This is a genomic window from Pseudonocardia lutea (assembly GCF_042658055.1).
In the GTDB taxonomy this organism is placed as follows: Bacteria; Actinomycetota; Actinomycetes; order Mycobacteriales; family Pseudonocardiaceae; genus Pseudonocardia; species Pseudonocardia lutea.
This window is the reverse complement of the sequence record NZ_JBHSQK010000023.1, coordinates 1-21519: the sequence shown is the minus strand read 5'-3', so window position 1 is coordinate 21519 and position 21519 is coordinate 1. Positions and strand designations below refer to the sequence as shown.

Genomic DNA, 21519 nt, shown 5'->3' with positions numbered 1-21519 from the left:
TGCCCGCGGGGCGCGGCGCCTGCAAGGGTGGCCCCGTGAAGCGCGTGATCGGTGAGTTCGAGATCGACGACGACCCCGCCCGGCTGGACCGCGACGCCGTCTGGGCCTGGCTGTCGACCGAGGCCTACTGGGGCCGGTGGCGGCACCGCGAGCACCTGGAGCGCCAGCTCGACGTGGCCTGGCGGGTGGTCGGGCTGTACCGCGGGGACCGCACCCTGGGCTCGGCCCGGGCGGTGTCCGACGGGGTGTCCTTCGCCTACCTCGCCGACGTCTGGGTCGACCCGTCCGCGCGGGGGCGGGGGCTGGGCGTCGCGCTCGTCGAGATGATGCTCGCCGGCGGGCCGGGGATGCGCTGGTCGCTGCACACCAAGGACGCGCACGGCCTCTACGCCCGCTTCGGGTTCGCCGCTCCGGACGACACGGTCCTCGAACGCCCGTCGGATCCGGAGGTGATCCTGCGCGACCTCGGAACCGCTCCCGGGGGCGGCGATGAGTTTCCGGCGCAGGTGCGGTCTCCCCTGTGACACCGCGGCGGACGCCGCACCGAGACCGAGAGGACCACCGAGATGACCGCCGCCGGTACCGCCACTTCCGCCCGCCCCCGCAGCAAGGGCCGCGTCGCCCTCGTCGTCCTGCAGGTCGTGCTGGGCCTGTTCATGGCCGTCGCCTCCGGCGCCCCGAAGCTGCTCGGCGAGGCCACCGCCGTGCAGACCTTCGACGCCATCGGCGCGGGCGACTGGTTCCGCTACCTGATCGGGGCACTGGAGGTCGCGGGCGGCATCGGCCTGATGATCCCGGCGCTGGCCGGTCTCGCCGCGGCCTGCTTCGTGGCGCTGATGATCGGCGCCGCGCTCTTCCAGGTCTTCGTGATCGGCATGGCGGAGTACGTCTACACCCCGATCATCCTGGGCGTGCTGTTCGGCCTGATCGCGTGGGTCCGCCGGCACGAGATCCGCGCGCTGGTCACGCGCTGAGCCGGGCCCGGGGCGAGCCGGGGGTCGGAGCCGCACGGGCGCGCCGGGGTCGAGGGGTCCCCGGCGCGCCCGCCGCGTCAGCGGATCCACGGCCACCCCGACGCCCGGCCGATGCACGGCTTCGCGCTCCAGGCCGTCGGCGCGGGCACCACGGCCGCCGAGCTCGGCCGGCGCCTCGGCGTGACCAAGCAGGCGGCGGCCAAGACGATCGCCGCGCTCGAGGCGGCCGGCTATATCGAGCGCGGGGCCGACCCCGCCGACGCCCGCCGGGTCCTCGTCCGCCCCACGGCCCGCGGCCGCGACCTGCTCACCCGCTCCGCCGAGATCTTCGACGGCCTCCGCACCCGCTGGGCGACCGAGCTCGGCGAGGACGCGGTCCGCACGATCGAGGACGCGCTCAGCCGCGTCACCTCCGGCCCGCGCCTCGACGCCCCCTCCTGGTTCACGCGCTGACCCGCCCGCCCGCTCTCGCGTGGTGTCGGCACACCCACCGGGGCCCCGTCCCGCACCCGGAACATCCGCGACACACCCCGTCGACGACAGGTGGGACGCCTCTCGGGGTGTGAGAGCGTGCGAGAGCACTCTTCGAACGGCGTCGGGGACGACGATCGCCGTGGCCCTGCCCGCTCTCACACCCGCTCGCGCTCCGTACAACCGGTCGACGGGGTGTGCGGCGCACCTCCCGGATGCGCCGCCGGGCTCGAGCGGGTGTGTCGTGCTCGACCAGGGGTGTCAGCGCGGGCGCCCACCGGCCGACCGGCTCCGGCACACCCGCCCGGGTCAGGGGTCGAAGGTGTGGTCGGGCTCGACCACCACCTCCAGCACCAGCGGCTCCGTGCGGGAGCCCAGGGTCGGGACGAGCGCGTCGAGGGTCGAGGCGAGCTCCTCCCACGTGTCCACCCGCCGCGCCGGGCAGCCCAGCGACTGCGCCAGGCCCGACACGCTGACCTCGGTGAACGCGGGCCAGGGGGCCGCGCCGCCCTGCTTCTCGGCGAGCCGGTCCATGATCGCGTAGCGGCCGTTGGCCAACACCACGAACACCGCGCCGACGCCGTAGTGCGCGGCGGTCCACAGCGCCTGGATCCCGTAGAGCGACGACCCGTCCCCCACCACCGCGACGACGGGCCGTTCCGGGCGGGCCATCCGCACGCCGATCGCCGCGGGCAGCCCGAACCCGAGCCCGCCCATCGCCGCGGAGAGGAAGCCCAGCGGGCGCCGGGCCGGGAGCAGCCGGTGCAGGTCCGGGCGGCTCGACGGTGTCTCCTCCACCACGACCGTCTCGGCCGGCACCCGCGCGGCGAGGGCGGCGAGCACGTGCCCCGCGCGCAGCGGCTCCCCCGGGCCCGGCGGCTCCGGCGCGGCCGCCTTCGGGAAGGACCGCTCACCACGAGAACCCGGCAGCCGCTCCGCCAGCGCCCGGCACACCGACGCCGAGTCGGCGACCACGGCGAGGTCGACCGGGCTGTGGTGGGCGTCCTCGGGGTCGTCGGTGACCAGCAGCAGCCGCGTGCCCTCGCCCGCCAGCGGCCCGGCCTCGTAGGGGTACTGCCGGAAGGCCGGCGCCCCGACGACCAGGACGACGTCGTGCGGGGCGAGGACGTCGCGCAGCCGCGCCCGCCCCGCCGGGAGGTGCCCGGCGAAGAGCCGGTGGTCCTGCGGGAACCCGGCCCGGGCCGCGAACGCCTCCTGCCACACCGGGCAGTCCAGCCGCTCGGCGAGCGCGACGAGCGCCGCCCAGGACTCCTCGCCGTCGGCGTCGGCCCCGACCACGAGCGCGGCCGAGGCCGCCCCGGCGAGGGCCGCGGCCAGCTCCTCGACGACCTCGGGTCCGGCCTGCGTGCCATGCCGCACCACGGAGGGCGCCGCGACCTCGTCGCCGGCCGGCTCGGCCCAGTCGTCGCTGGGCACCACGACCAGCGCGGGTCCGCGGCCGGCGACGGCCTCGTGGTGGGCCCGGGCCACGGCCGACGGGACGTCCTGCGGCCGGGCGGGCGTGGTCGTCCAGACCGGGTAGCTGCCGGCCAGGCCCTCCAGCTCCCCGGTGAGGAAGGGCCGGAAGGCCAGGTGCCGGCGGTCCTGCTGCCCGACGACGACCACCAGCGGCACCCGGTTGACCCGCGCCGTGGCGAGCGCGCCGACGGCGTTGCCCAGCCCCGCCGTGGTGTGCAGGACGACCAGCGCGGGCCGGTCGTGCGCGGTGGCCCAGCCGGTGGCCACGCCGACCACGGACCCCTCGTGCAGGGCGAGGACGAACTCGAGGTCCGCCGGCAGGTCGGTGAGCAGCGTGATCTCGGTGGATCCCGGGTTGGCGAAGACCGTCGTGAGGTCGTACCGGCGGAGGACGTCGAAGGTGGCGTCCCGGACCGTCCTCACGCGGTCTCCATCCGGCGGTCCGCGGGCTCGTCGGTGCGGCTGCGCCCGACCACCGCGACCGAGGCCGCGCCGATCGCCGCCACGACCGCGAAGGCGTAGAAGCCCCACGGGTAGGCGATGCCGGCCGACAGCAGCGCGCCGCCGACCACCGGGCCGCAGATGGCGCCGAGCCGGCCGACGCCGGAGGCGCTGCCGATGGCCGTCGCGCGGGCCTCGGCCGGGTAGTGCTGGCTGACGTAGGCATAGGTGAGCACCTGGGAGCTGAACACGAACACGCCGGCGAGCAGCACGCTCACGTACACACCCACGCCGGGCAGCTTGATCGACAGCAGCGCGAGGAACAGGGCGGCGGCGGTGAACCAGGCGATGGTCGACGTCCGCACGCCGATCCGGTCCGCGACCCGGCCGGCGACCAGCAGCCCGAGGACCGCGCCGACGTTGAGCACCAGCAGCAGCGCCAGCGCGGCGCCCAGCGCGTACCCCGCCGTGCGCATGATCTCCGGCAGCCACGTGTTCAGGCCGTAGACCAGCAGCAGCCCCATGAACGAGGTGACCCAGAAGGCGAGCGTGGCGCGCAGGTAGCCGCCGCGGAAGAGCGTGGCGACCGGGTTGCGCCGGGCGGCCGGCCCGCGCTCGACCGGGACGGACTCGGGCAGCCGCGCCCGGACCAGCGGCACCAGCACCAGCGCGGGCAGCGCCCCGATGACGAACATCGCGCGCCAGCCCAGCGACGGGATCACGACGATGCCGAGCAGCGCGGTGAGCACCGCGCCAACGTGGTAGCCGGTCATGAGCACGGTGGTGGCGCTGCCGCCGCGGCCCGACCGGGCGAACTCGTTGACCATCGCGATCGCCACCGGGAGCACGCCGCCGAGGCCGAGCCCGGCGAGGAAGCGCAGCACGCCGAAGAGCACCGGCCCGGGGGCGAAGGCGCACAGCAGCGTCAGCACCGAGAACGACGTGACGGTGACCAGCAGCATCGACCGGCGGCCGAACCGGTCCGTGAGCGGGCCCGCCGCGAGCGCGCCCACCATGACGCCGACCAGGCCGACGACCGAGATCAGCGACGCCGACGCGGGATTGAGCCCCCAGGCGGGGTCGCGCAGCAGCGACGGGAGGACCACCCCCAGCACGACCAGGTCGAACCCCTCCAGCGCCACGGCCGACCAGCACAGCGGCGCCGCCCAGCCGGCCCGCGCCCCCGCCCGCTCCGACGGTCCTGCCGACTCCGTTGTCATGGAACCCTCCTCGGTGTCCGGATCCGCCGGAGTATGAGCGGGCCACCGGACCCTTGTCAGGGCAAGCTTCCGGTGGGCGGAAGTGCCGCGGCGGGCGGTCCGGATCCTCGGCGCCTCACCCGACGGACGGGCCGTCGCCGATTGAGACACCATCCGCGGTGCCGGGGTGGGAGGCTTCCCCCACCGTCCCGGGTGGGTGCCCGGGGCCGACCACGATCCACGACCCCGGAGGTGACCGTGATCCTCATCGTGCTCAAGGTGAAGATCAAGCCCGAGAAGCGCGAGGACTGGCTGGCCGGCATCAAGGAGTACACCGACAACGTGCGGGCCGAGCCGGGCAACGTCTCGTTCGACTTCTACGAGAGCGGCACCACGCCGAACGAGTTCGCGATCGTCGAGACCTTCCGCGACGGCGACGCCGGGGCCGCGCACGTGCAGACCGAGCACGCCCAGAAGTTCTTCCCCTGGATGGGCAAGGTCGTCGCGGAGCGGCCGAAGATCAACTACCAGGACCTCGAGGGCGAGGCCTGGAACGACATGGCCGAGGTCACCCCGGAGTAGCCGCCCACCCGCACGACCACCGGACCGCGGGGCGCTGCGGCGCCCCGCGGTCCGGCCGTGCCCGGAGACCCGTCGTCAGGTCCCCGCGGTTCCGGCGGGGGCCCGCGCCCCGCACGACACCCGGGGCCGCCGGCCCTGGAGACGGCGCCCCCGCCGACCTAGGGTCACCGGTGACGCGAGGAGGCGGGATGGGCGATGTCACGGGCACCGCACCGGTCGACGAGGAGGCGCGGGCGCGCAACCTCGTCGAGGCCGAGCGCAAGGCCCTGCACCTGTTCGAGGAGGCGGGGCGGCGCGGGCTGATCGCCCCCGGCGAGTCCGAGCGGACCGTCAGCGACCGGGTGCGCGACCTCGGCGCCGAGCTGTTCGGCACGGACCGGCACTGGCACAAGCGCGTGGTGCGTTCCGGCCCGAACACGCTGCTGCCCTACAAGGAGAACCCGCCGGACCGGCTGATCGAGGCGGACGACATCGTCTTCCTCGACCTCGGCCCGATCTTCGCCGAGTGGGAGGCCGACTTCGGCCGGACCTTCGTGCTGGGCGACGACCCGGTCAAGCACCGCCTGCGCGACGACCTGCCCCGGATCTTCGACGCCGGCCGCGCCCACTTCGAGGCGCACCCGGAGATCAGCGGGGCCGAGCTGTACGCGCACGTCGTGGGGCTGGCCGAGGAGGCAGGCTGGGAGTTCGGCGGCGCGCACAGCGGCCACCTGGTGGGCGAGTTCCCGCACGAGTGGATCGACGGCGAGCGGATCGAGAGCTACATCGCGCCCGGCAGCGACCACCCGATGCGCCGCACGGACCCCTCCGGGCGGCGGTGCCACTGGATCCTCGAGGTGCACCTGGTGGACCGCGAGCGCGGCTTCGGCGGGTTCTACGAGCAGCTGCTGACCCTGCACCGCTGAACGGTGGCCGGCGCGGGAGGAAGGCGCCGGAGGACGTGCCGGAGAACGCCTTCGGACGAGGCGCCGGAAAGAGCTGGGCCGGGGTCGCCACCCCGACCAGGGCGACCCCGGCCCGACGGACTGTCCGATCCGCTCCCCAACGACGGACAGTCGCGGTCCGTGCCGGCTCCCCGCCGGCCTCGTGTGCCTCGGTCCTGGGATCCCCACCCCGGCCGTGGCCTACACCTCATCCGGTGAATCCGTGCGATCCGCGTCCGCCGGGCGTGTCGCCGGCGTCTGCCCGCCGGCCATGTCCAGCCACCGGGTGCGCACGGTGAGACCCCCGCGCGGCCGCCCCCCCGCCAGGGCCGCGGCGCGCAGGCACACGTGCGTCCACATGACCAGCTGCACCTCCTTGGCCAGCGACAGACGGTCGTAGAGGACGTGCGCGAGCCGGTCGCCCGGGCGGGCCCAGGACTCGATGACGAACCGGACGTCCTCCCCCGCCTCCTCGGTCCGGAACTCGATCTGCCCGGCCTCGAGGTGGCCCGTGAGCGTGGCCAGCCGGAAGTGGCGCGGCCCGGACCCGACGACGCGGACCGGCCCGTCCCACGGGCCGGGCAGCCGGATGAGGAACTCGTCGCCGACGGTCATGGCGCCGTCGTGCCCCTTCGTCCGCCGGAAGACGGCCAGCCCGGAGGGCGACCAGTCGTTGGGGTCCGCGGCGAGCCGCTCGAGGAGCAGCTCGGGGGTGCAGTCGCCGCCGGCGATCGTCACCGAGTAGCAGCGGTGCAGCAGGTCCCCGTGCCCGCCCTCGATGTGCTGGACGCGGTCGTCGCAGACCTCGGGCGGCAGCGGCTTCGGCAGGTCCGAGGCGTCGCCGGGCTCGTCGCTGCGGTGCGTGACCGTGGTCCGCCACAGGTAGCGCCACGCCACGATGGCGAGCCCCAGGGGCCACCGGACGACCGCGCCGACCCGCCGGTGCCGCCGGGTGCCCGTGACCGGCTCGCGGCGCGCAGGGGAAGCGAGCATCGCGTGTGAGTACCCGTGGAGCGGGAACCCATGCGCCGTGACCATCGGGACGATCCTCCGGCGCGCGGGCGTGCGCGCGATCCACCTGCAGAGCGTGTCGCTGGGCTGCATCGCGCTCTGCATCGGGCTGTGGATGCGGGCGAAGACCCTCGACCAGGAGGAACGGGGAAACGCCGAGCGGCGCGCCCTGTTCGTCGGGCTGTGGCCGCCGACCTTCTGGCTGATCAGCGAGTCCGTGCGGCGCGAGGAGTCCCGCTGAACCGCGCGGCGCTGGAGGCCGAGGTCGCGTACCTGGCCGGCCTCGAGGTGAACTACTCCGAGGACGAGGCGCCCACCAGCCCGGACGACCCGAACTGGCACGTCGACTCGGGCTACGCCGAGCTCGGCACCGAGGCCCCGGGCCCGCCCGAGCCCGGCGGACCCTTCGAACGCGCCTGCCGGATCGTGCGCGACTACGAGTTCCCCGACGACCGCATCCTCCGGGGCATCTACCGTCGCGACGACCCGTTGCTCGGCCGGGACATGGTGCTGGAGGGCCGGTTCCTGTTCCTCCGGTTCCAGATGCCGGTGCGGGTCACGGACGCCTACGACACGGTCCGCGACGGCAAGCGCGTGTGGGGCTGGACCTATCAGACGCTGTGCGGGCACCTCGAGCAGGGCCGGCTGAGCTACGAGGTGGTCAAGGACCCGGAGACCGGGCGCGTCACCTTCTGGATCCACGCCTACTCGCGCCGCGGCCCCGTGCCCAACCCGCTCCTCCGGCTCGGCTGGGTGCTGTTCGGGCGCACCCTCCAGCTGGAGTTCTACCGGCGGGCGGGACAGCGCGTGCGGGAGCTGATCGACGCGGACCCGCCCGGGGACGACGAGCCGAAGGTCGGCCTGGTTATCGTGCCCCGGGAGCGGCCGGAGCGCTGGCGGGACCGGTTCGCCCTCGACCTCGTCCGGCCCGGGGTCTGCCCGTAGCCCCCGGCCGGCCCGGCCCCACGAGCGGCGCCCCGCGCCGCGGATCATGATGGACGCATGCCCGCACCGTCGGAACCGCTGGAGAAGCTCGGCTTCCTCACCATCGGCTCGTTCGACGAGGCCGACCCCGGCGGCGGCCACGAGACCACGCTGCGGATGATCGAGCTCGGCGAGGAGCTCGGGTTCGACAGCGCGTGGGTCCGGCACCGGCACCTGCAGTTCGGGATCTCCTCGCCCGTGGCGGTGCTCGCCGCGGCCTCGCAGCGCACCCGGCGGATCGAGCTGGGCACCGCGGTGATCCCGCTGGGCTGGGAGAACCCGCTGCGGCTGGCCGAGGACCTGGCGACGGTCGACGTCCTGTCCGGCGGGCGGCTCAACCCGGGCGTCAGCGTCGGGCCGCCGATGCACTTCGACGACGTCCGGGAGGCGCTCTACCCGGACACCGCGGACCGGGAGGACTTCGGGCACGAGCGGGTGACCCGGCTGCTGCGGCTGGTCGCCGGGGAGCCCGCGAGCCGCTTCTCCGGGACGCGGGGCATCGAGGTGTTCTCCGACCGGGTGCAGCCGCACTCCCCCGGGCTGCGCGGGCGGATGTGGTACGGCGCGGCGAGCCTCGGCTCCGCCCGCCGCGCGGGCGAGCACGCGATGAACTTCCTGACCAGCAGCGTGGTCCGGGCCGAGGACGGCGCCGGCACGGACTTCGCCGCCATCCAGCGCTCGCACATCGACGCCTTCCGGGCGGCGCACCCGGCGGGGGCCGCGGCCCGCGTCTCGCAGGGGCTCGTCGTGGTGCCGACCGACACCGCCACGCCCGAGCAGCGCGCGAAGTACGAGGCCTACGCGGCCGCCCGGCTGCCGCGGACGCGCGCGCCGCAGGGCCCCGCCCGGATGCTCTTCTCCCCCGACCTCGTCGGCCCGTCCGAGCGGATCGCCGAGCAGCTCTACGCGCACGCCGGGTTCCTGGCGGTGCGCGAGGTGGTGTTCGCCCTGCCGTTCAGCTTCGCGCAGGAGGACTACGTCCAGATCCTCACCGACATCGCGACCCGGCTGGCCCCGGTCCTCGGCCGGCGCCCCGTATCGTCGAGGAGGTGCTGATCCCCCTCGCGATCCTGCTCGCCGTCGCCTCGGCGGTGTTCTACGCGGTGTCCGCGGTGCTGCAGGAGCGCGAGGCGTCCCGGCAGTCGGCGGCCGGTCTCGGCCTGATGACCCGGCTGCTGCGGCGCCGGCTCTGGTGGGCGGCCGTGGCCGCGACGCTGACCGGAGCGGGCCTGCACGTCGCGGCACTGGCCGCCGGGCCCCTCGTCGTGGTGCAGCCCCTGGGCGTGTCCTGCCTGGCCATCGCCCTCCTGCTCGGCTCGCGGGTGAACCGCACGCCGATCACGCCGCGCTCGTGGGCCGGGCTCCTGTGCGTGGTCCTCGGCCTGCCCGCCGTGCTCTCCGCCGTGCCGCACCACCGCCCGCACGGCGTACACCTCCCGCCGGGCGGCGGCGTCGGGTTCTGGCCGGTCGTCGGCGTGCTCGCGGTGGTGGTCGCGGCCGCGGCCGCCACCGGGCTGCTGCTGGGCCGGCGGGGACCCCGCGGGGGCGCGGTCTGCTACGCGGTGGGCGCCGCGCTGTGCTTCGGCGCCGCCTCCGCGACGGCCAAGACCCTGTTGCTCGGCGACCTCACCCCCGGCCGGTTCGCCGTGACCGCGGCGGCCGCGCTGGTCGGGACCGCGCTCGCGCAGCACGCCTACCGCGGCGGCGGTCTCGGCGCCCCGCTCGCGGTGCTCACCATCCTCGACCCGGTCACGGCGGGGGCGGTGGGCGTGCTGGTGCTCGGCGAGCCCTTCGGCACCACGCCGCCGACGCTCGCCGTCGGCATCCTCGGGATGGTCGTGACGGCGGTCGGTGTCGCCCTGCTGTCGGCGCGGCGGCCCGCCCCGTACCCGTCCGGGCCCGTCGACGCGCTGCCGGTTCCCGCGGGGTCCCGCGACTGACGACCGGCCGGCGACCGCCCGATCACCTACCGGGAGTGCACGCCGCGCGGTGGCCGGGAGGTCGTATCGTGCGACCTCATGGCACCGGCGTCGAGCGCGTCCCGCGAAGCGGGGAGGGCGCGTTGACCCGTCCCGCGAGCGGACCCGCGGCGGGCCGCGCCCTGCCGCGGGTGCCCGCCCGCGCCCTGGCCGGGGCGACCGCGGTCGGGGTGGTCGTGTGGTCCACACGACTGGTCGGGATCCTCGCGCTCGCCGGCGGCCTGCTGGCCGGGCCGCGCCGGATGCTCGGCGAGCCGTTCCGGGCCTCGGTGGGCCTGCCGGAGATCGTCGGGGTCGGGCAGGTCGTCGTCACGGTGGTCGCCGGCGTCGGGATGCTGCTGCTCGCCGCCGGACTGCGGCGCCGCAAGCGGCGGGCGTGGGCGCTCGCCGTGCTGATCACCGCGGCGCTGACCGCGGTCAATCTCGCCCGGGTGATCGGCCCGGCGCACGGCCACGGGGCGGAGGCGGCCGTCGTCACCGCGCTGCTGCTGGTCCTGCTCGTCGTGACCCGCCGCTCGTTCCCGGCCCGCTCCGATCCCGGCGGGGTCACCCGGGCGGCCCGCGTGCTCGTGCAGTTCGCCGTGGCGGGCGTGGCGGTGGTGTGGCTGTTCCTCGCGCTGAACCCGCACCGTCTCGCCCCGGGCACCGCGGCGACGGACCAGCTGGTCCAGGCGCTGCTCGCGCTGGTCGGGGTGTCCGGCCCCGTCGCGTTCACCGCCCACGGGGTGTGGCTCGACGACCTCACCGCGACCGTCGGCCTCACCTTCGGGGTGCTCGCGGTGCTGGGCGCCGGGTACTTCCTGCTCCGCTCCCCCGAGCCCGAGTCCCGCCTCGAGCCGGCGGACGAGGCGCGGCTGCGCGCAATGCTCGCCCGCCGGCCCGACCCGGACTCCCTCGACTACTTCGCGCTGCGCCGCGACCGGACCGTCGTCTACGCCCCGAGCGGCGGCGCCGCGGTGTCCTACCGGGTCCTCGCCGGCGTCGCGCTGGCCTCGGGGGACCCGCTCGGCGAGCAGGGCGAGTGGGGCGCCGCGATCGCGGCCTTCCTCGAGCGGGCGGTCGCGCACGCCTGGGTGCCGGCCGTGCTGGCCTGTTCCGAGGAGGGGGCGACGGCCTGGGCCCGCGTCGGGTTCTCCGTGCTCGAGTTCGGCGACGAGGCCGTCCTCGACACCGCGGCCTTCTCCCTAAAGGGCCGCGCGATGCGGGGCGTGCGGCAGACCGTCGCCCGCGCCGAGCGGGCGGGCGTCGCCGTGGACGTCCGGCGGATCCGGGAGATCGACCCGGCCGAGCGGGCGGAGCTCGCCCGGCTGGCCCGCAGCTGGCGCGGCGACGCCGAGGAGCGCGGCTTCTCCATGGCGCTCTCCCGCACGGCCGACGGCACGGACGGCGAGGCGGTCCTGGCCGTCGCGCACCGCGACGGCGTCCCGGCCGCGCTGCTGCAGTTCGTCCCCTGGGGCCGCGACGGGCTCTCCCTCGACCTCATGCGCCGCGACCCGGCGGCCGACACCGGGCTCACCGAGAAGCTCGTCGTCGACGTCGTGCGGTGGGCGGGCGGGCACGGGATCGTCCGGGTCTCGCTGAACTTCGCGGTGTTCCGCGGCGCCCTCGAACGCGGGCAGCGGCTCGGCGCCGGGCCGGTCGCGCGGCTGTGGGCGCGGATCCTGCACGTCGCCTCGCGCTGGTGGCAGATCGAGAGCCTCTACCGGTTCAACGCCAAGTTCCGGCCGTGCTGGGTGCCCCGCTTCCTGCTGTTCCCGGCGGTGCGGGACCTGCCGCGGGTGCTGCTGGCGATGCTCGAGGCCGAGGGCTTCGGCGGCCGCCCGCCGGCGCTGCTGCGCGAGCTGCGCCGCTGAGCCCGCCCCCGGTCCGCCGCCGGTCCCGCCGCTGAGCGCCGACGCCGGCGCCGCGCCCGGTGCGTCGCCGGGGCCCGGTGCGCACGGCCGGCGCGCTGCTCGTCGGCGTGTACGACGGCGACCGGTTGCACTACGCGGGCAAGGTCGGCACCGGCTTCGACGGGCACGTGCTGCACGACCTGCGGGCGCGCTCCGACGGGCTGGCCGCCGACGGGTCGCCCTTCGCCGACGCCGCCCGGGAGAGGGTGCGCACTGGCTGCGGCGCCACTGACCGCGCGTCAGGCCGCGCTCCCTGGGTACCCGGCCCCCATGGCTTCGGAGACCACGGTGGACAGGACCTCGCAGGCGGGCGAGCCGGACTTCTCGGCGCTCGACACCGCCGTCCTCGACGTCGACGGGACGCTGGTCGACACCAACTACCACCACGCGCTGGCCTGGTTCCGGGCCTTCCGCCGGTTCGACGTGACGCTGCCGGTGTGGCGGCTGCACCGCGCGATCGGGATGGGCGGCGACCAGCTGGTCCCCGCCGTCGCCGGGCAGCGGTTCGAGGAGGAGCACGGCGACGCGGCCCGGGACGCCTGGGGCGAGGAGTTCGCGCCGCTGCTGGCCGAGATCCAACCGTTCGAGGGGGTCCGGGAGCTGCTCGCCGCGCTGCGCGACGCCGACCTCAAGGTCGTGCTGGCCAGCTCGGGCAAGCCGGAGCACGTCGACGCCTACCTCGACCTCTTCGGCGGCCGCGAGCTCGCCCACGCCTGGACGAGCAGCGAGGACGTCGAGTCGACCAAGCCGCAGCCGGACCTGATCGGGGTGGCGATGGAGAAGGTCGGCGGGCGCAGCGGGCTCGTCGTCGGCGACTCGGTGTGGGACTTCGAGGCGGCCGGCCGCGCCGGGTGCGCGGGCTACGCGATCCGGACCGGCGGCTTCTCGGTCGACGAGCTGCGGGAGGCGGGCGCCCGGGAGGTGTTCGAGTCCGTCCCGGAGCTGCGCGACCACCTCGTCAGCGCGCTCGGACGGCGATAGCCGGGTCCTTCGCCTCGCCGTACTCCTCGCGCAGCGCCGGCAGCAGCTCGGTGCGCGCGAACTCGAGGAACTCCGGCTGCATCTCCCCGCCCACCTCGACGAGGGCGACGTGGGTGAAGCCGGCCTCGACGAACGGGCGCACCGCCTCCACGTGCGCCGACACGTCCGGCCCGCAGGCGATCGCCGAGGCCACGTCCTCCTTGCGCACGAACTGCGTGGCCGCGGCGAACCCGGCGGTGCTCGGCAGCTCGGCGTTGACCTTCCACCCGCCGGCGAACCAGCGGAACAGCGCGTGGGCGCGGTCGACGGCGGCGTCCGTCTCCGGGCCCCAGCTGATCGGCTGCTGGCCGATCTTGGGCAGGTCGGCGCCCGCCGCCCGGTCCCAGCCCTGCACCAGGTCGGGCTCCGGCTGCACGGCGACCATCGCGTCGGCGAGGGGCGCGTACCTGTTCACCGACTGGGCGCCGGACACCGCGAGCGCGAGCGGGACGCCGTCCTCCGGGCGGTCCCACAGCTTGGCCGAGTCGACCCGGTAGTGCTTGCCCTCGTAGGTCACGTACCCCCCGGCGAACAGCCCCCGGATGATCGCGACGGCCTCGTCGAGCATCTCCTGGCGGACGTCGGCCGTCGGCCAGCCCCGCCCGACGACGTGCTCGTTGAGGTTCTCGCCCGAGCCCAGACCGAGCGTGAACCGGCCCTCGGACAGCAGCGCGACCGTCGCCGCCTTCTGCGCCACGACGGCGGGGTGGTACCGCATGATCGGGCAGGTCACGTAGGTCATCAGGCCGACCCGCTCGGTGGCGGTGGCGACGGCGCCCAGGACGCTCCAGGCGTACGGGGCGTGGCCCATCTCGTCGAGCCACGGGAAGTAGTGGTCGCTCATCACCTCGAAGTCGAACCCGGCCCGTTCGGCCGCGACGGCGTCGGCGACGAGCTCGCGGGGCCCGCGCTGCTCGGTCATCAGGGTGTAGCCGAAGGAGGTCATGGCCGGCGGGTACCCCGCGTGGTCGCGACGACCCGTCCGGCCGGCCGATCCCCGTGCCGCGCAGCGGGGTTCGGCCCGCCGGACCGGGGTAGTCGGGCCGCGATCCGGACGGAAGGAGCGCAACGGTGCTCAGCAGCAGGGAACGGGCCGCCCTCGCGGCGATCGGCCGGGTCCTCGAACGCGAGGACCCCCGGCTCGCGCGGCAGCTCACGGCCGACCCCAGGGAGGTGCCCGGTCCGGTCGAGCCGAGCCCCGGTCGTCCCGCCGCCGCGGCCCCCGTCCCCGACCCGGTGCTCGGGGCGGGCGCACCCGCGGCCGCCGACGAACGGGCCGNCGCACCCGCGGACGCCGACGAGCGTGCCGAAGGCCGGGGCGGCCACGGTGCGGACGCCGGCGAGGAGGACGAGGAGGCGGAGCCGCCCGGTGGCGGCGCCGAGGTCGCCGGGATCGCCGCGCTGGCCGTCGTGGCGGTCCTCGGGCTGCTCGTCGGCCTCGTGGCCGGGCGGACGGGGTGGGCGCTGATCGGGGCGGCCATGGCGTTCGTGAGCGGACTGTGGTGGCGCTGCCTGCGCCGCCGGGATCACGGCGGCCCCTGCGACGGCTCCTGCGCCGGGGCCGGGGGTGCCGACTAGCACCGACCGGCGCCGACCGACGCCGACCGACGCCGACCGACGCCGACCGACGCGGACCGGCGCGGACCGGCTCCGTGGGTGGGCCCGGAGCCGATCACGGCCCTCGGCGATACTGCTCGCGTGGCGGTGCGGACGCTGGGCGTCGAGGAGGAGTTCCTGCTGGTCGATCCGGACTCGGGCGAACCACGCGCCGTGGGGTCCACCGTGCTGCGCCGCGCAGGCTCCGCCGACCTCACCGCCGAGCTGCAGGCCCAGCAGGTCGAGACCGCGACCGATCCCTGCCGCGACCTCGGCGACCTGCTCGGCGAGATCCGCATCCGGCGCGGGGAGGCCGCGCGGGCGGCCCGCGCCGCCGGCGTCGAGGCCGTACCGCTCGGCACGCCACCGGTCCCCGCGGAGCCGCACGTCTCCTCGGACGCCCGCTACCGGGCGATGGTCGAGCGCTTCGGGCGCACCGGCAGCGAGCAGCTGACCTGTGCCTGCCACGTGCACGTCGCGGTCGGGTCGGACGACGAGGCGGTCGGCGCGCTCGACCGGATCCGGCCCTGGCTCGCGGTGCTGCTCGCGCTGTCGGTCAACTCGCCCTTCTGGCGCGGCACCGACACCGGCTACGCCGGCTTCCGCACCCAGGTCTGGGGCCGCTGGCCCTCGGCGGGACCGACCGGGCCGCACGGCTCCGCGGCCGCCTACCGCGAGCTCACCGAGACCCTGCTCGGCACGGACACCCTGCTCGACGAGGGCATGCTCTACTTCGACGCCCGCGTCTCCGCCCACCACCCCACGCTCGAGGTCCGGGTGGCCGACGTGTGCCGCGAGCCCACGGACGCCGTGCTCGTGGCCGCGCTCACCCGCGCCCTGGTCGAGACGGCCGCCCGGGAGTGGGCGGACGGCGTGCCGGCCGACCCCGTGCGCGTCGAGATCCTGCGGCTGGCCGCCTGGCGGGCGAGCCGCTCCGGGCTGGACGAGGAGCTGCTGCACCCGCACACCTGGCGCCCGGCCCCGGCGGACGAGGTCGTGCGCGCGCTGGTCGACCACGTCGGGCCGGCCCTGCGCGAGGCCGGCGACCTCGACACCGTCCGGGAGCTGTGGCAGGCCCTGGCCGCCCGCCGGCCCGGCGCGACCCACCAGCGCCGGGCCTTCGCGCAGGGCGGCGACCTGCGGTCCGTGGTGCGGGACGCGCTGGCGGCGCGGGACTGAGCCGACCGGCCGAGGGCGCTAGGAGGCCTTGCGGCGCGAGCCCGAGGAGGACTTGTCGCCGCTCTTCCCGCCCGACTTCCCGGACTTCTTCCCGCGGGCCTCCTCGACGCTGCGCTGCAGCGCCTCCAGCAGCGCGTTCGTCTCCGTGGGCTCCGGCGGCTCGGACTCGGTGACGATCTCCTTGCCCTGCTTCTTGTCCTCGATGAGCTGCTCGACGCGGTCGCGGTAGGTGTCGCGGTACTGCTCGGGCTTCCACGGCCCGCTCATCGACTCGATGAGCTGCGTGGCCATCTTCAGTTCCTTCTCCCCCGGCTTCGTCCGGCGCGTGGGGACGTTGTCGAGCTCCGACGGGTCCCGGACCTCGTCGGCGAAGTGCAGGGTGTGCAGCGCCAGGACGGCGCCGTCCGCCCGCACCGCGGCCAGGTACTCCTTGCCGCGCATCACGAACGTGCCGATCGCGGCCTTGTCGCCCTTGGTCATCGCCTCGCGCAGCAGCGCGTAGGGCTTGCGGTACTCGTCGCCGGTCGGGGCCAGCCAGTACGTGCGCTGGAAGTACACCGGGTCGATGTCGGCGAGGTCGACGAAGTCGGTGATGTCGAGGGTGCGGGAGCGGCCGGGCGCGATCTGCTCCAGCTCCTCGGGCTCGACCACGACGTACTCGCCGTCGCCGACCTCGGCGCCCTTGACGATGTCGTCGTACTCGACCTCCTCGCCGGTGCGCTCGTTGACCCGCTGGTTGCGGATCCGGTCCGAGGTGTCCCGCTGGAACTGGTGGAAGTGCACGGTGTGGTCGTCCGTCGCGGTGAACAGCCCCACCGGGATCGACACCAGCCCGAAGGTGATCGAGCCCGTCCAGATCGCGCGTGCCACGCCGCCTCCCTCGTCCGTCCCGGACGCCCCGGGCGCCGGTCGTGTACCCGGGACCGCGCCCCGGCAGTCCTCGCGCCCTCCTGCCTACCGGGTCCCGGCCTCCGGGCCCAGCAGGTTGCCGAGCGGACCCAGGTCGATGTTCAGGTCGCCCGGCTCCAGTCCGAAGTGCTCGCGCAGCTCGACCATCGCCTCCTCGAGCCGCATCAGGCCCAGGCCGAGCTGCTCGATCTTCTCCTCCGGCAGGTCGCCGGCGTCGACCCGGCGCAGCGCCTGCCGCTCCATGAGCTGGCGGAGCAGCTCGACGATCGTGAGGACGAGCCGGCCGAGGTCGCGGCCGACCGTGTCCGGCTGGGCCTCGACGCGGCGGGGCAGCTCAGGCACGCCGCACCTCCGCGACGTCGACCTGGGCACGTTCGGCCTCCGCGAGCGCCTCCGCCGGCGGCGCGTGGCCCTCGTCGAGCTTCGCGACCGAGCTGATCAACGCCCGGAGCGAGACGTGCACGAGGTCGACGTCCGCGAGCGAGATCGTGATGTCGCCGGTGAGCATCACGCCCCCGGAGAGCAGCCGGTCCAGCAGGTCGACGAGGCTCAGCTCGTCGTCCGGGTGGAGGGGGAGCTCGCGACCCCGACCGTCAGCTCGGGCGAGCGTCACGACTCCCCCAGCGTGGCGAAGGAGAAGGGCGGCCACGGCCCGGTGAGCTCGACCGTCGCCCCCTCCGCCGCCACACCGGCCAGCGCGGCCCGGAACTCCTCCTCGCCGGCCACGTCGACCAGGTACGTCGCGTTGAGCACCATCTCCTGCTCGCGGCCGCTGAGCCGGGCGTCCTGCGGCTTCATCCGGTGCGCGCCCGCCGCGACCCGCGCGAGCGTCTCGTCGATCCGGTCGGCGACCGCCCGGGCGCGCTCCCGGGCCCGCGCCCCGCGGTCCCGGTCGGCGCGCCGGCGCAGCAGGTACGCGGTGCCGGGCCTGCCGGAGGGCTCGGGCTCCTCGGCGGGCGCGTCGGGCTTCGCGTCGACGTAGACCTTGACGCCCCACTCGCGCCGGTCGCGCACCCGGTCGAGCACGGCCCCGAACTCGGCCGCCCGCTCGCGCAGCATCGCCGCGACGGCCTCGTCGTCCCGGTAGACGGTGGCGAGCCGCAGCGGCGCGGTGGGCAGCCCGGCCCCCGCCTGCACGATCACGGCGTGGTGCGCGCGGGCGAGCCGCTCGATGCGGCCGAGGTCCTCCATCGCCCGGGCCAGCGCCGCCTCGTCGAACTCCTCCTCGCGCACGGTGCCGACCACGGCGACGAGCGGGCCCTCCGCGACGAGCCGGGGCGCCTCGCCGTCCACGCCCGGCCCGGCGGGCGCCTCCGCCTCCCCGCGCCGCACCGCGTACAACCAGACCAGGCTCACTCCCGCTCCCCCTGCTCCTGCCGGGCTCGCGCGGTGCGCCTCGGGGCCGGCTCGGGCTGCGCCTCCGGCTCCGATCCGTTCCCGAGCTCGCGGTTGCGGGCGGCCTCGAGGTCGCCGATGCGCTGCCGCAGCCTGCGGTTCTCCTCGTTCAGGTCCCGCTGGCCGGAGCTGAGCGTCGGGTCGTGCTCCCACCAGTCGATGCCCATCTCGCGGGCCTTGTCGACCGAGGCGACCAGCAACCGGATCTTGATGGTGAGCAGCTCGATGTCGAGCAGGTTCACCCGGATGTCGCCGGCGATCACGATGCCCTTGTCGAGCACGCGCTCGAGGATGTCGGCCAGGTTCGTCGACTCCACGCGGTGCTCGGGCGGGCGCGCCGTGCGTCCCGGTAGCGGAAGGCCTCCGGTCGTCATCGTCCTCCTCCGTGCAGCTGCCCGCGGCTGTGCCGGCTGATCCGCTTGTACCCGTGGAGGTCGCCGTGCTCGTCGACCTCCGCCTCGAAGACGGCCAGGATGTCGGCCGAGTCCGGGATGCGGCGCGTCTCGACGACCTCCACGCCGATCCGCCAGCCCTCGCCCTGCCGCTCGATCGACACCACGGACTCCAGCTCGCGGCCGGTGAGCGCCACGATCTGCTCGGCCGCACGGCGGGCCGCCTCGGCCGGCAGCACGGCACGGGAGCGCCCGCGCCTGCGCGCGGGCGCCGTGCCGTTGCGCGCGGTGCCGTCGGGGGCTCCGTCGCGCGCGCCGTCCGGCGAGCCCTCCCGCTGGCCGGCCCGCTCGCCCCGGCGGGCGGCGGTGCGGCGAGCGGGGCGCTCGCGTCCGGTGTCCTCGTGTCGTTCCGTCATCCGTCCCCGTCGCTCAGGCGCGGCGCACCATCAGCCGCTGCAACAGCTCGTTCTCCCGCTCGGCCGCCTCCTCCTCGGTGAGTTCGCCCGTCCGGCGCGCCTCGTCGACCCACTCCAGCTCGGCGCGGATCCGGGCGGGGTCGTAGTACTGCTGTTCGGCCTGGTCCTGGATCTGCTCCGCCAGCCACAGCACACCGCGCACCGGTGCCAGCGGCAACCCGAGCAGACCCGACACGAGCCCCACCCTCGCTCACTCCTCCGGGACGAAGTCGTAGGGGGCGAGCGGCCCGAGCAGACGCAGGTGGAGCCACTCGCCGGTGTCCGCGCCCAGCTCCTCGACGGCCTTCTCGAACTCCTCGGCGCCGTCCCGCCGGACCAGGAACGCCGCGTTCACGACGTCCTCGGGCTGGGTCGGGGTGGTGGTCGAGACCGCCTCCGCGAACGGGCCGATCCGGTCGACGATGTCCTTCGCGTCGACCTCGCGCCGCTCCTCGAGCGCCTTGACGATCAGCTCGCCCAGTTTGACGCGGTCGTAGTAGGCCGCCTCCTCGGGCACCCCGCGGATGCGCTCCTGGAGCTCGCGCACCCCCGAGTCCTCCTCCACGATCTCGCGGAGCAGGACGTCCTGCTCGTAGCGGCCCTTGAGGGTGTACTGCACGGTCCCCTCGAGCTGGTCCAGCGCCCGGACGAACCGGTCGTGGTGCGGCGTGAGGAGCTCGTCGACGACGCCCTCCTCCTCGATCACGGCCGGGAACCGCATCGGGAGCACGGTCGTGCGCGCGGCCACCGAGTCCACCACGGCCTCGTGGGCCACCAGGTCGTCCCGGGTGCCGAGCGGGCGGTCGAGCGGCACGTCGCCCACGATGGCGGCGACCTTGTCGTGCGCGACCGTGGTGACCGTCCCCGAGGGGCCCAGCCCCACGAGGTCGTCGGGCAGCTCGGCGTCGGACCGGACCAACCCGTAGACGTACGTCGCGCTCACGCCTCACGCTCCCGCGTCCGCTGCGGCCGCCGCCGACGCGGCGCCTCCTCCCGCTCCTCCTCGCGGTCGTTGCCGCCCAGGAGCTCCCCCACCTTGTCGACGGCCGCGTCGAGGGCCCCGGAGGTCTTGCCCTTGGCGCCGCCCTCCATCATGCCCTGGGTGAGCTCGGTGAGGTCCTTGCCGCCCTTGCCCTTGCCGTACAGGTCGAGCCGGTTGGTGGCCTCGGCGAACCGCAGGAACGTGTCCACGCTCGCCACCACCACGCGCGCGTCGATCGTGAGGATCTCGATCCCCACCAGCGACACCCGCACGAACACGTCGATGACCAGGCCCTTGTCGAGGATCAGCTCGACGACGTCGGCGAGGCCGCTCGAGCCTCCCCCGCCGCGCTGCACGCCACCACCCGTCTGCGTCGCCACCGTCATCGGTCATCGACTCCTTCCGCCGGCGCCCGCGGGCTGCCGGCGTGCGGTACGGCGGCGGGCCGGGGGCGGCTCCTCGTCAGGTTCCTCGTCGGCCTCGGCGGCCTCGTCCGCGGGCGCGGTGTCCTCGTCCGCCTCGTCGGCGGGCTCGGTGTCCTCGTCGCGCGCGCCCTCCTCGCCCTCCTCGTACTCGTCGGCCTCGTCCGCCTCGTCGTCGTAGTCGCCCTCGTCGGCGTAGTCGCCCTCGTCCTCGGCGTACTCGCCGGCCTCGTCCGCGGGCTCCTCGTCGTAGTCCTCGTCGTACTCGGCGGCCGGCTCGGCCTCCTCGTCGTATTCCTCCTCGGGCCCGGTGCCCTCGTCCTCGGCGTACTCGCCGCGCTCCTCGGGCTCGCCCTCCTCCTCGCGGGCGCGCCGCTCCTCCTCCAGCGCCTCCTCGTGGGTGGTGACGACCTCGGCGTCCCGGATCTCGCCGCGCCAGCCCTCGATCTCGTCCTGGTGCAGCATGGCCGTGGTCATGGCGTGCCGACGGAAGTGCTTGAACTCCAGCCGGGCGCGGCGGCCCTGGGCGCGCCAGATGTTGCCGGTGCGCTCGAACAGGCCCTGCGGGTGGTACTCGAGCACGAGCAGCACCCGGGTGAGGTTCGGGCCGAGCCCGGTGAAGCTCACCGCCCCGTCCACGTGCCCCTTGGGTCCCTTCGAACGCCACATGATGTGCGAGTCGGCGACCTGCTCCATGGTCGTCGCCTCCCACTCGCGGTGGGACCAGAAGACCTTCGCCTTCCAGTGGGTCTTCTCGTCGGTGATCTGGTCGACGCTCTCGACCTTCTTCATGAAGCCCGGGAAGTCGGCGTACTGCGTCCACAGGTTGTAGGTGGTGCGCACCGGGAGGCCGACGTCGATCTCCTCGACGATGTTGGTGAGCTTGACCTTCTTGCCGCCGCCGCTGCCGCCGCCCCCGCCCTCGGAGTCGTCGTCGCCGCCCCCGCCGAACAGGCCGGTCACCTTGTCCTTGATCCCGGAGAAGAAGCCGCCGCCCTTGCCTCCGCCGTCGCCGTCGTCGTCGCCGGACTCGTCGTCCGGGTCGCCGTCGGCGTCGTCGTCCTCGCGGCGGCGGCCCAGGGCCTCGCGCACCCCCGTGCCGCCGTTCTCCGTCACGGTGTCGAGCCGGTCGGTGAGGCTCGTCACCCGTTCGGTCGCGGCCTCGGCCGCGCGCTGCACGAGCAGCGACAGCAGGCGCCCGCCGGCGTCCTTCAACGCGTCGGCCGGCAGCGCC

At 75.4% G+C, this 21519-nt stretch carries 26 protein-coding genes and 1 pseudogene; 13 read left to right on the top strand and 14 right to left on the bottom strand.

Features of this window, described 5'->3' with window-relative positions:
* Positions 1-47: 47 nt before the first annotated feature.
* The 3 genes from ACFQH9_RS11640 to ACFQH9_RS11630 all read left to right on the top strand — a co-directional run bounded on the left by ACFQH9_RS11640 (position 48) and on the right by ACFQH9_RS11630 (position 1427).
* Positions 48-524 carry a GNAT family N-acetyltransferase gene (locus tag ACFQH9_RS11640; protein ID WP_379566057.1) on the top strand — a complete coding sequence of 159 codons (477 nt, stop codon included), beginning with the start codon at positions 48-50 and terminating at the stop codon, positions 522-524.
* A gap of 42 nt (positions 525-566) precedes the next feature.
* Positions 567-974, top strand: a complete 408-nt coding sequence (locus ACFQH9_RS11635) for a DoxX family protein (RefSeq protein WP_379566010.1) — start codon at positions 567-569, stop codon at positions 972-974.
* A 111-nt stretch (positions 975-1085) separates the two neighbouring features.
* On the top strand, positions 1086-1427 hold the full coding sequence (locus ACFQH9_RS11630) for a MarR family winged helix-turn-helix transcriptional regulator (protein WP_379566009.1): 342 nt from the start codon (positions 1086-1088) through the stop codon (positions 1425-1427).
* Between the two features lie 327 nt (positions 1428-1754).
* Here the strand turns inward: ACFQH9_RS11630 and mdlC are convergent, their stop codons facing one another.
* Positions 1755-3347: a benzoylformate decarboxylase gene (gene mdlC / locus ACFQH9_RS11625; protein WP_379566007.1), complete on the bottom strand. Its 1593-nt coding sequence runs from the start codon at positions 3345-3347 to the stop codon at positions 1755-1757.
* On the bottom strand, positions 3344-4585 hold the full coding sequence (locus ACFQH9_RS11620; protein ID WP_379566006.1) for an MFS transporter: 1242 nt from the start codon (positions 4583-4585) through the stop codon (positions 3344-3346). Before ACFQH9_RS11620 ends, mdlC begins: the two co-directional genes overlap by 4 nt.
* 231 nt (positions 4586-4816) lie before the next feature.
* Between ACFQH9_RS11620 and ACFQH9_RS11615 the strand changes: the two genes are divergently transcribed.
* Positions 4817-5146: a putative quinol monooxygenase gene (locus tag ACFQH9_RS11615; protein ID WP_379566004.1), complete on the top strand. Its 330-nt coding sequence runs from the start codon at positions 4817-4819 to the stop codon at positions 5144-5146.
* Positions 5147-5334: 188 nt separating this feature from the next.
* The gene (locus tag ACFQH9_RS11610) at positions 5335-6051 is read left to right on the top strand and encodes a M24 family metallopeptidase (RefSeq protein ID WP_379566003.1); all 717 of its coding nucleotides are present in this window, start codon (positions 5335-5337) and stop codon (positions 6049-6051) included.
* A 219-nt stretch (positions 6052-6270) separates the two neighbouring features.
* Here the strand turns inward: ACFQH9_RS11610 and ACFQH9_RS11605 are convergent, their stop codons facing one another.
* The gene (locus tag ACFQH9_RS11605; protein WP_379566002.1) at positions 6271-7062 is read right to left on the bottom strand and encodes a DUF1990 family protein; all 792 of its coding nucleotides are present in this window, start codon (positions 7060-7062) and stop codon (positions 6271-6273) included.
* Positions 7063-7099: 37 nt separating this feature from the next.
* Here ACFQH9_RS11605 and ACFQH9_RS11600 point away from each other — a divergent pair, with 37 nt between their 5' ends.
* From ACFQH9_RS11600 to ACFQH9_RS11570, 7 genes and pseudogenes are all read left to right on the top strand, one after another.
* On the top strand, positions 7100-7321 hold the full coding sequence (locus ACFQH9_RS11600; RefSeq protein WP_345381465.1) for a hypothetical protein: 222 nt from the start codon (positions 7100-7102) through the stop codon (positions 7319-7321).
* The gene (locus ACFQH9_RS11595) at positions 7264-8025 is read left to right on the top strand and encodes a DUF1990 family protein (protein ID WP_379566001.1); all 762 of its coding nucleotides are present in this window, start codon (positions 7264-7266) and stop codon (positions 8023-8025) included. The genes ACFQH9_RS11600 and ACFQH9_RS11595 overlap by 58 nt, the downstream gene beginning before the upstream one ends.
* Positions 8026-8082: 57 nt before the next feature.
* The gene (locus ACFQH9_RS11590; RefSeq protein WP_379566000.1) at positions 8083-9120 is read left to right on the top strand and encodes an LLM class flavin-dependent oxidoreductase; all 1038 of its coding nucleotides are present in this window, start codon (positions 8083-8085) and stop codon (positions 9118-9120) included.
* On the top strand, positions 9114-10004 hold the full coding sequence (locus tag ACFQH9_RS11585; protein ID WP_379565999.1) for a DMT family transporter: 891 nt from the start codon (positions 9114-9116) through the stop codon (positions 10002-10004). The genes ACFQH9_RS11590 and ACFQH9_RS11585 overlap by 7 nt, the downstream gene beginning before the upstream one ends.
* Before the next feature lie 122 nt (positions 10005-10126).
* Positions 10127-11896: a phosphatidylglycerol lysyltransferase domain-containing protein gene (locus ACFQH9_RS11580; protein ID WP_379565997.1), complete on the top strand. Its 1770-nt coding sequence runs from the start codon at positions 10127-10129 to the stop codon at positions 11894-11896.
* A 59-nt stretch (positions 11897-11955) separates the two neighbouring features.
* A pseudogene (locus ACFQH9_RS11575) lies at positions 11956-12081 on the top strand (ATP dependent DNA ligase); the annotation flags it as partial.
* A gap of 124 nt (positions 12082-12205) precedes the next feature.
* Complete coding sequence (locus ACFQH9_RS11570) at positions 12206-12916, top strand: HAD family hydrolase (protein ID WP_379565996.1); 711 nt, start codon at positions 12206-12208, stop codon at positions 12914-12916.
* Here the strand turns inward: ACFQH9_RS11570 and ACFQH9_RS11565 are convergent.
* Entirely contained in the window at positions 12894-13901 is a 1008-nt protein-coding gene (locus ACFQH9_RS11565) for a TIGR03557 family F420-dependent LLM class oxidoreductase (RefSeq protein ID WP_379565995.1), read from the bottom strand. The genes ACFQH9_RS11570 and ACFQH9_RS11565 overlap by 23 nt on opposite strands.
* A 752-nt stretch (positions 13902-14653) precedes the next feature.
* Here ACFQH9_RS11565 and ACFQH9_RS11560 point away from each other — a divergent pair.
* The gene (locus ACFQH9_RS11560; protein WP_379565994.1) at positions 14654-15730 is read left to right on the top strand and encodes a carboxylate-amine ligase; all 1077 of its coding nucleotides are present in this window, start codon (positions 14654-14656) and stop codon (positions 15728-15730) included.
* An 18-nt stretch (positions 15731-15748) separates the two neighbouring features.
* Here the strand turns inward: ACFQH9_RS11560 and ku are convergent, their stop codons facing one another.
* From ku to ACFQH9_RS11510, 10 genes are all read right to left on the bottom strand, one after another.
* Complete coding sequence (gene ku, locus ACFQH9_RS11555) at positions 15749-16600, bottom strand: non-homologous end joining protein Ku (RefSeq protein WP_379565993.1); 852 nt, start codon at positions 16598-16600, stop codon at positions 15749-15751.
* A gap of 84 nt (positions 16601-16684) precedes the next feature.
* A complete protein-coding gene (locus ACFQH9_RS11550) occupies positions 16685-16981 on the bottom strand; it encodes a gas vesicle protein K (RefSeq protein ID WP_345381456.1) in 297 nt (98 codons plus the stop codon).
* Complete coding sequence (locus tag ACFQH9_RS11545) at positions 16974-17252, bottom strand: gas vesicle protein (RefSeq protein WP_379565992.1); 279 nt, start codon at positions 17250-17252, stop codon at positions 16974-16976. Before ACFQH9_RS11545 ends, ACFQH9_RS11550 begins: the two co-directional genes overlap by 8 nt.
* Positions 17249-17995 (bottom strand): GvpL/GvpF family gas vesicle protein, encoded by a 747-nt coding sequence (locus tag ACFQH9_RS11540; RefSeq protein WP_379565991.1) that lies wholly within the window; start codon positions 17993-17995, stop codon positions 17249-17251. Before ACFQH9_RS11540 ends, ACFQH9_RS11545 begins: the two co-directional genes overlap by 4 nt.
* Positions 17992-18408 (bottom strand): gas vesicle protein, encoded by a 417-nt coding sequence (locus ACFQH9_RS11535; RefSeq protein WP_379565990.1) that lies wholly within the window; start codon positions 18406-18408, stop codon positions 17992-17994. The genes ACFQH9_RS11540 and ACFQH9_RS11535 overlap by 4 nt, the downstream gene beginning before the upstream one ends.
* Positions 18405-18842, bottom strand: coding sequence for a gas vesicle protein GvpO (gene gvpO, locus ACFQH9_RS11530; protein ID WP_379565989.1), 438 nt, complete (start codon positions 18840-18842; stop codon positions 18405-18407). Before gvpO ends, ACFQH9_RS11535 begins: the two co-directional genes overlap by 4 nt.
* Before the next feature lie 13 nt (positions 18843-18855).
* Positions 18856-19086, bottom strand: a complete 231-nt coding sequence (locus ACFQH9_RS11525) for a gas vesicle protein GvpG (protein ID WP_379565988.1) — start codon at positions 19084-19086, stop codon at positions 18856-18858.
* Positions 19087-19092: 6 nt separating this feature from the next.
* Positions 19093-19824, bottom strand: a complete 732-nt coding sequence (locus ACFQH9_RS11520; RefSeq protein ID WP_379565986.1) for a GvpL/GvpF family gas vesicle protein — start codon at positions 19822-19824, stop codon at positions 19093-19095.
* Positions 19821-20249 carry a gas vesicle protein GvpJ gene (gene gvpJ, locus ACFQH9_RS11515; RefSeq protein WP_379565985.1) on the bottom strand — a complete coding sequence of 143 codons (429 nt, stop codon included), beginning with the start codon at positions 20247-20249 and terminating at the stop codon, positions 19821-19823. Before gvpJ ends, ACFQH9_RS11520 begins: the two co-directional genes overlap by 4 nt.
* 3 nt (positions 20250-20252) lie before the next feature.
* On the bottom strand, positions 20253-21519 hold a 1267-nt coding region (locus tag ACFQH9_RS11510), incomplete at its 5' end, for an SRPBCC family protein (protein WP_379565984.1).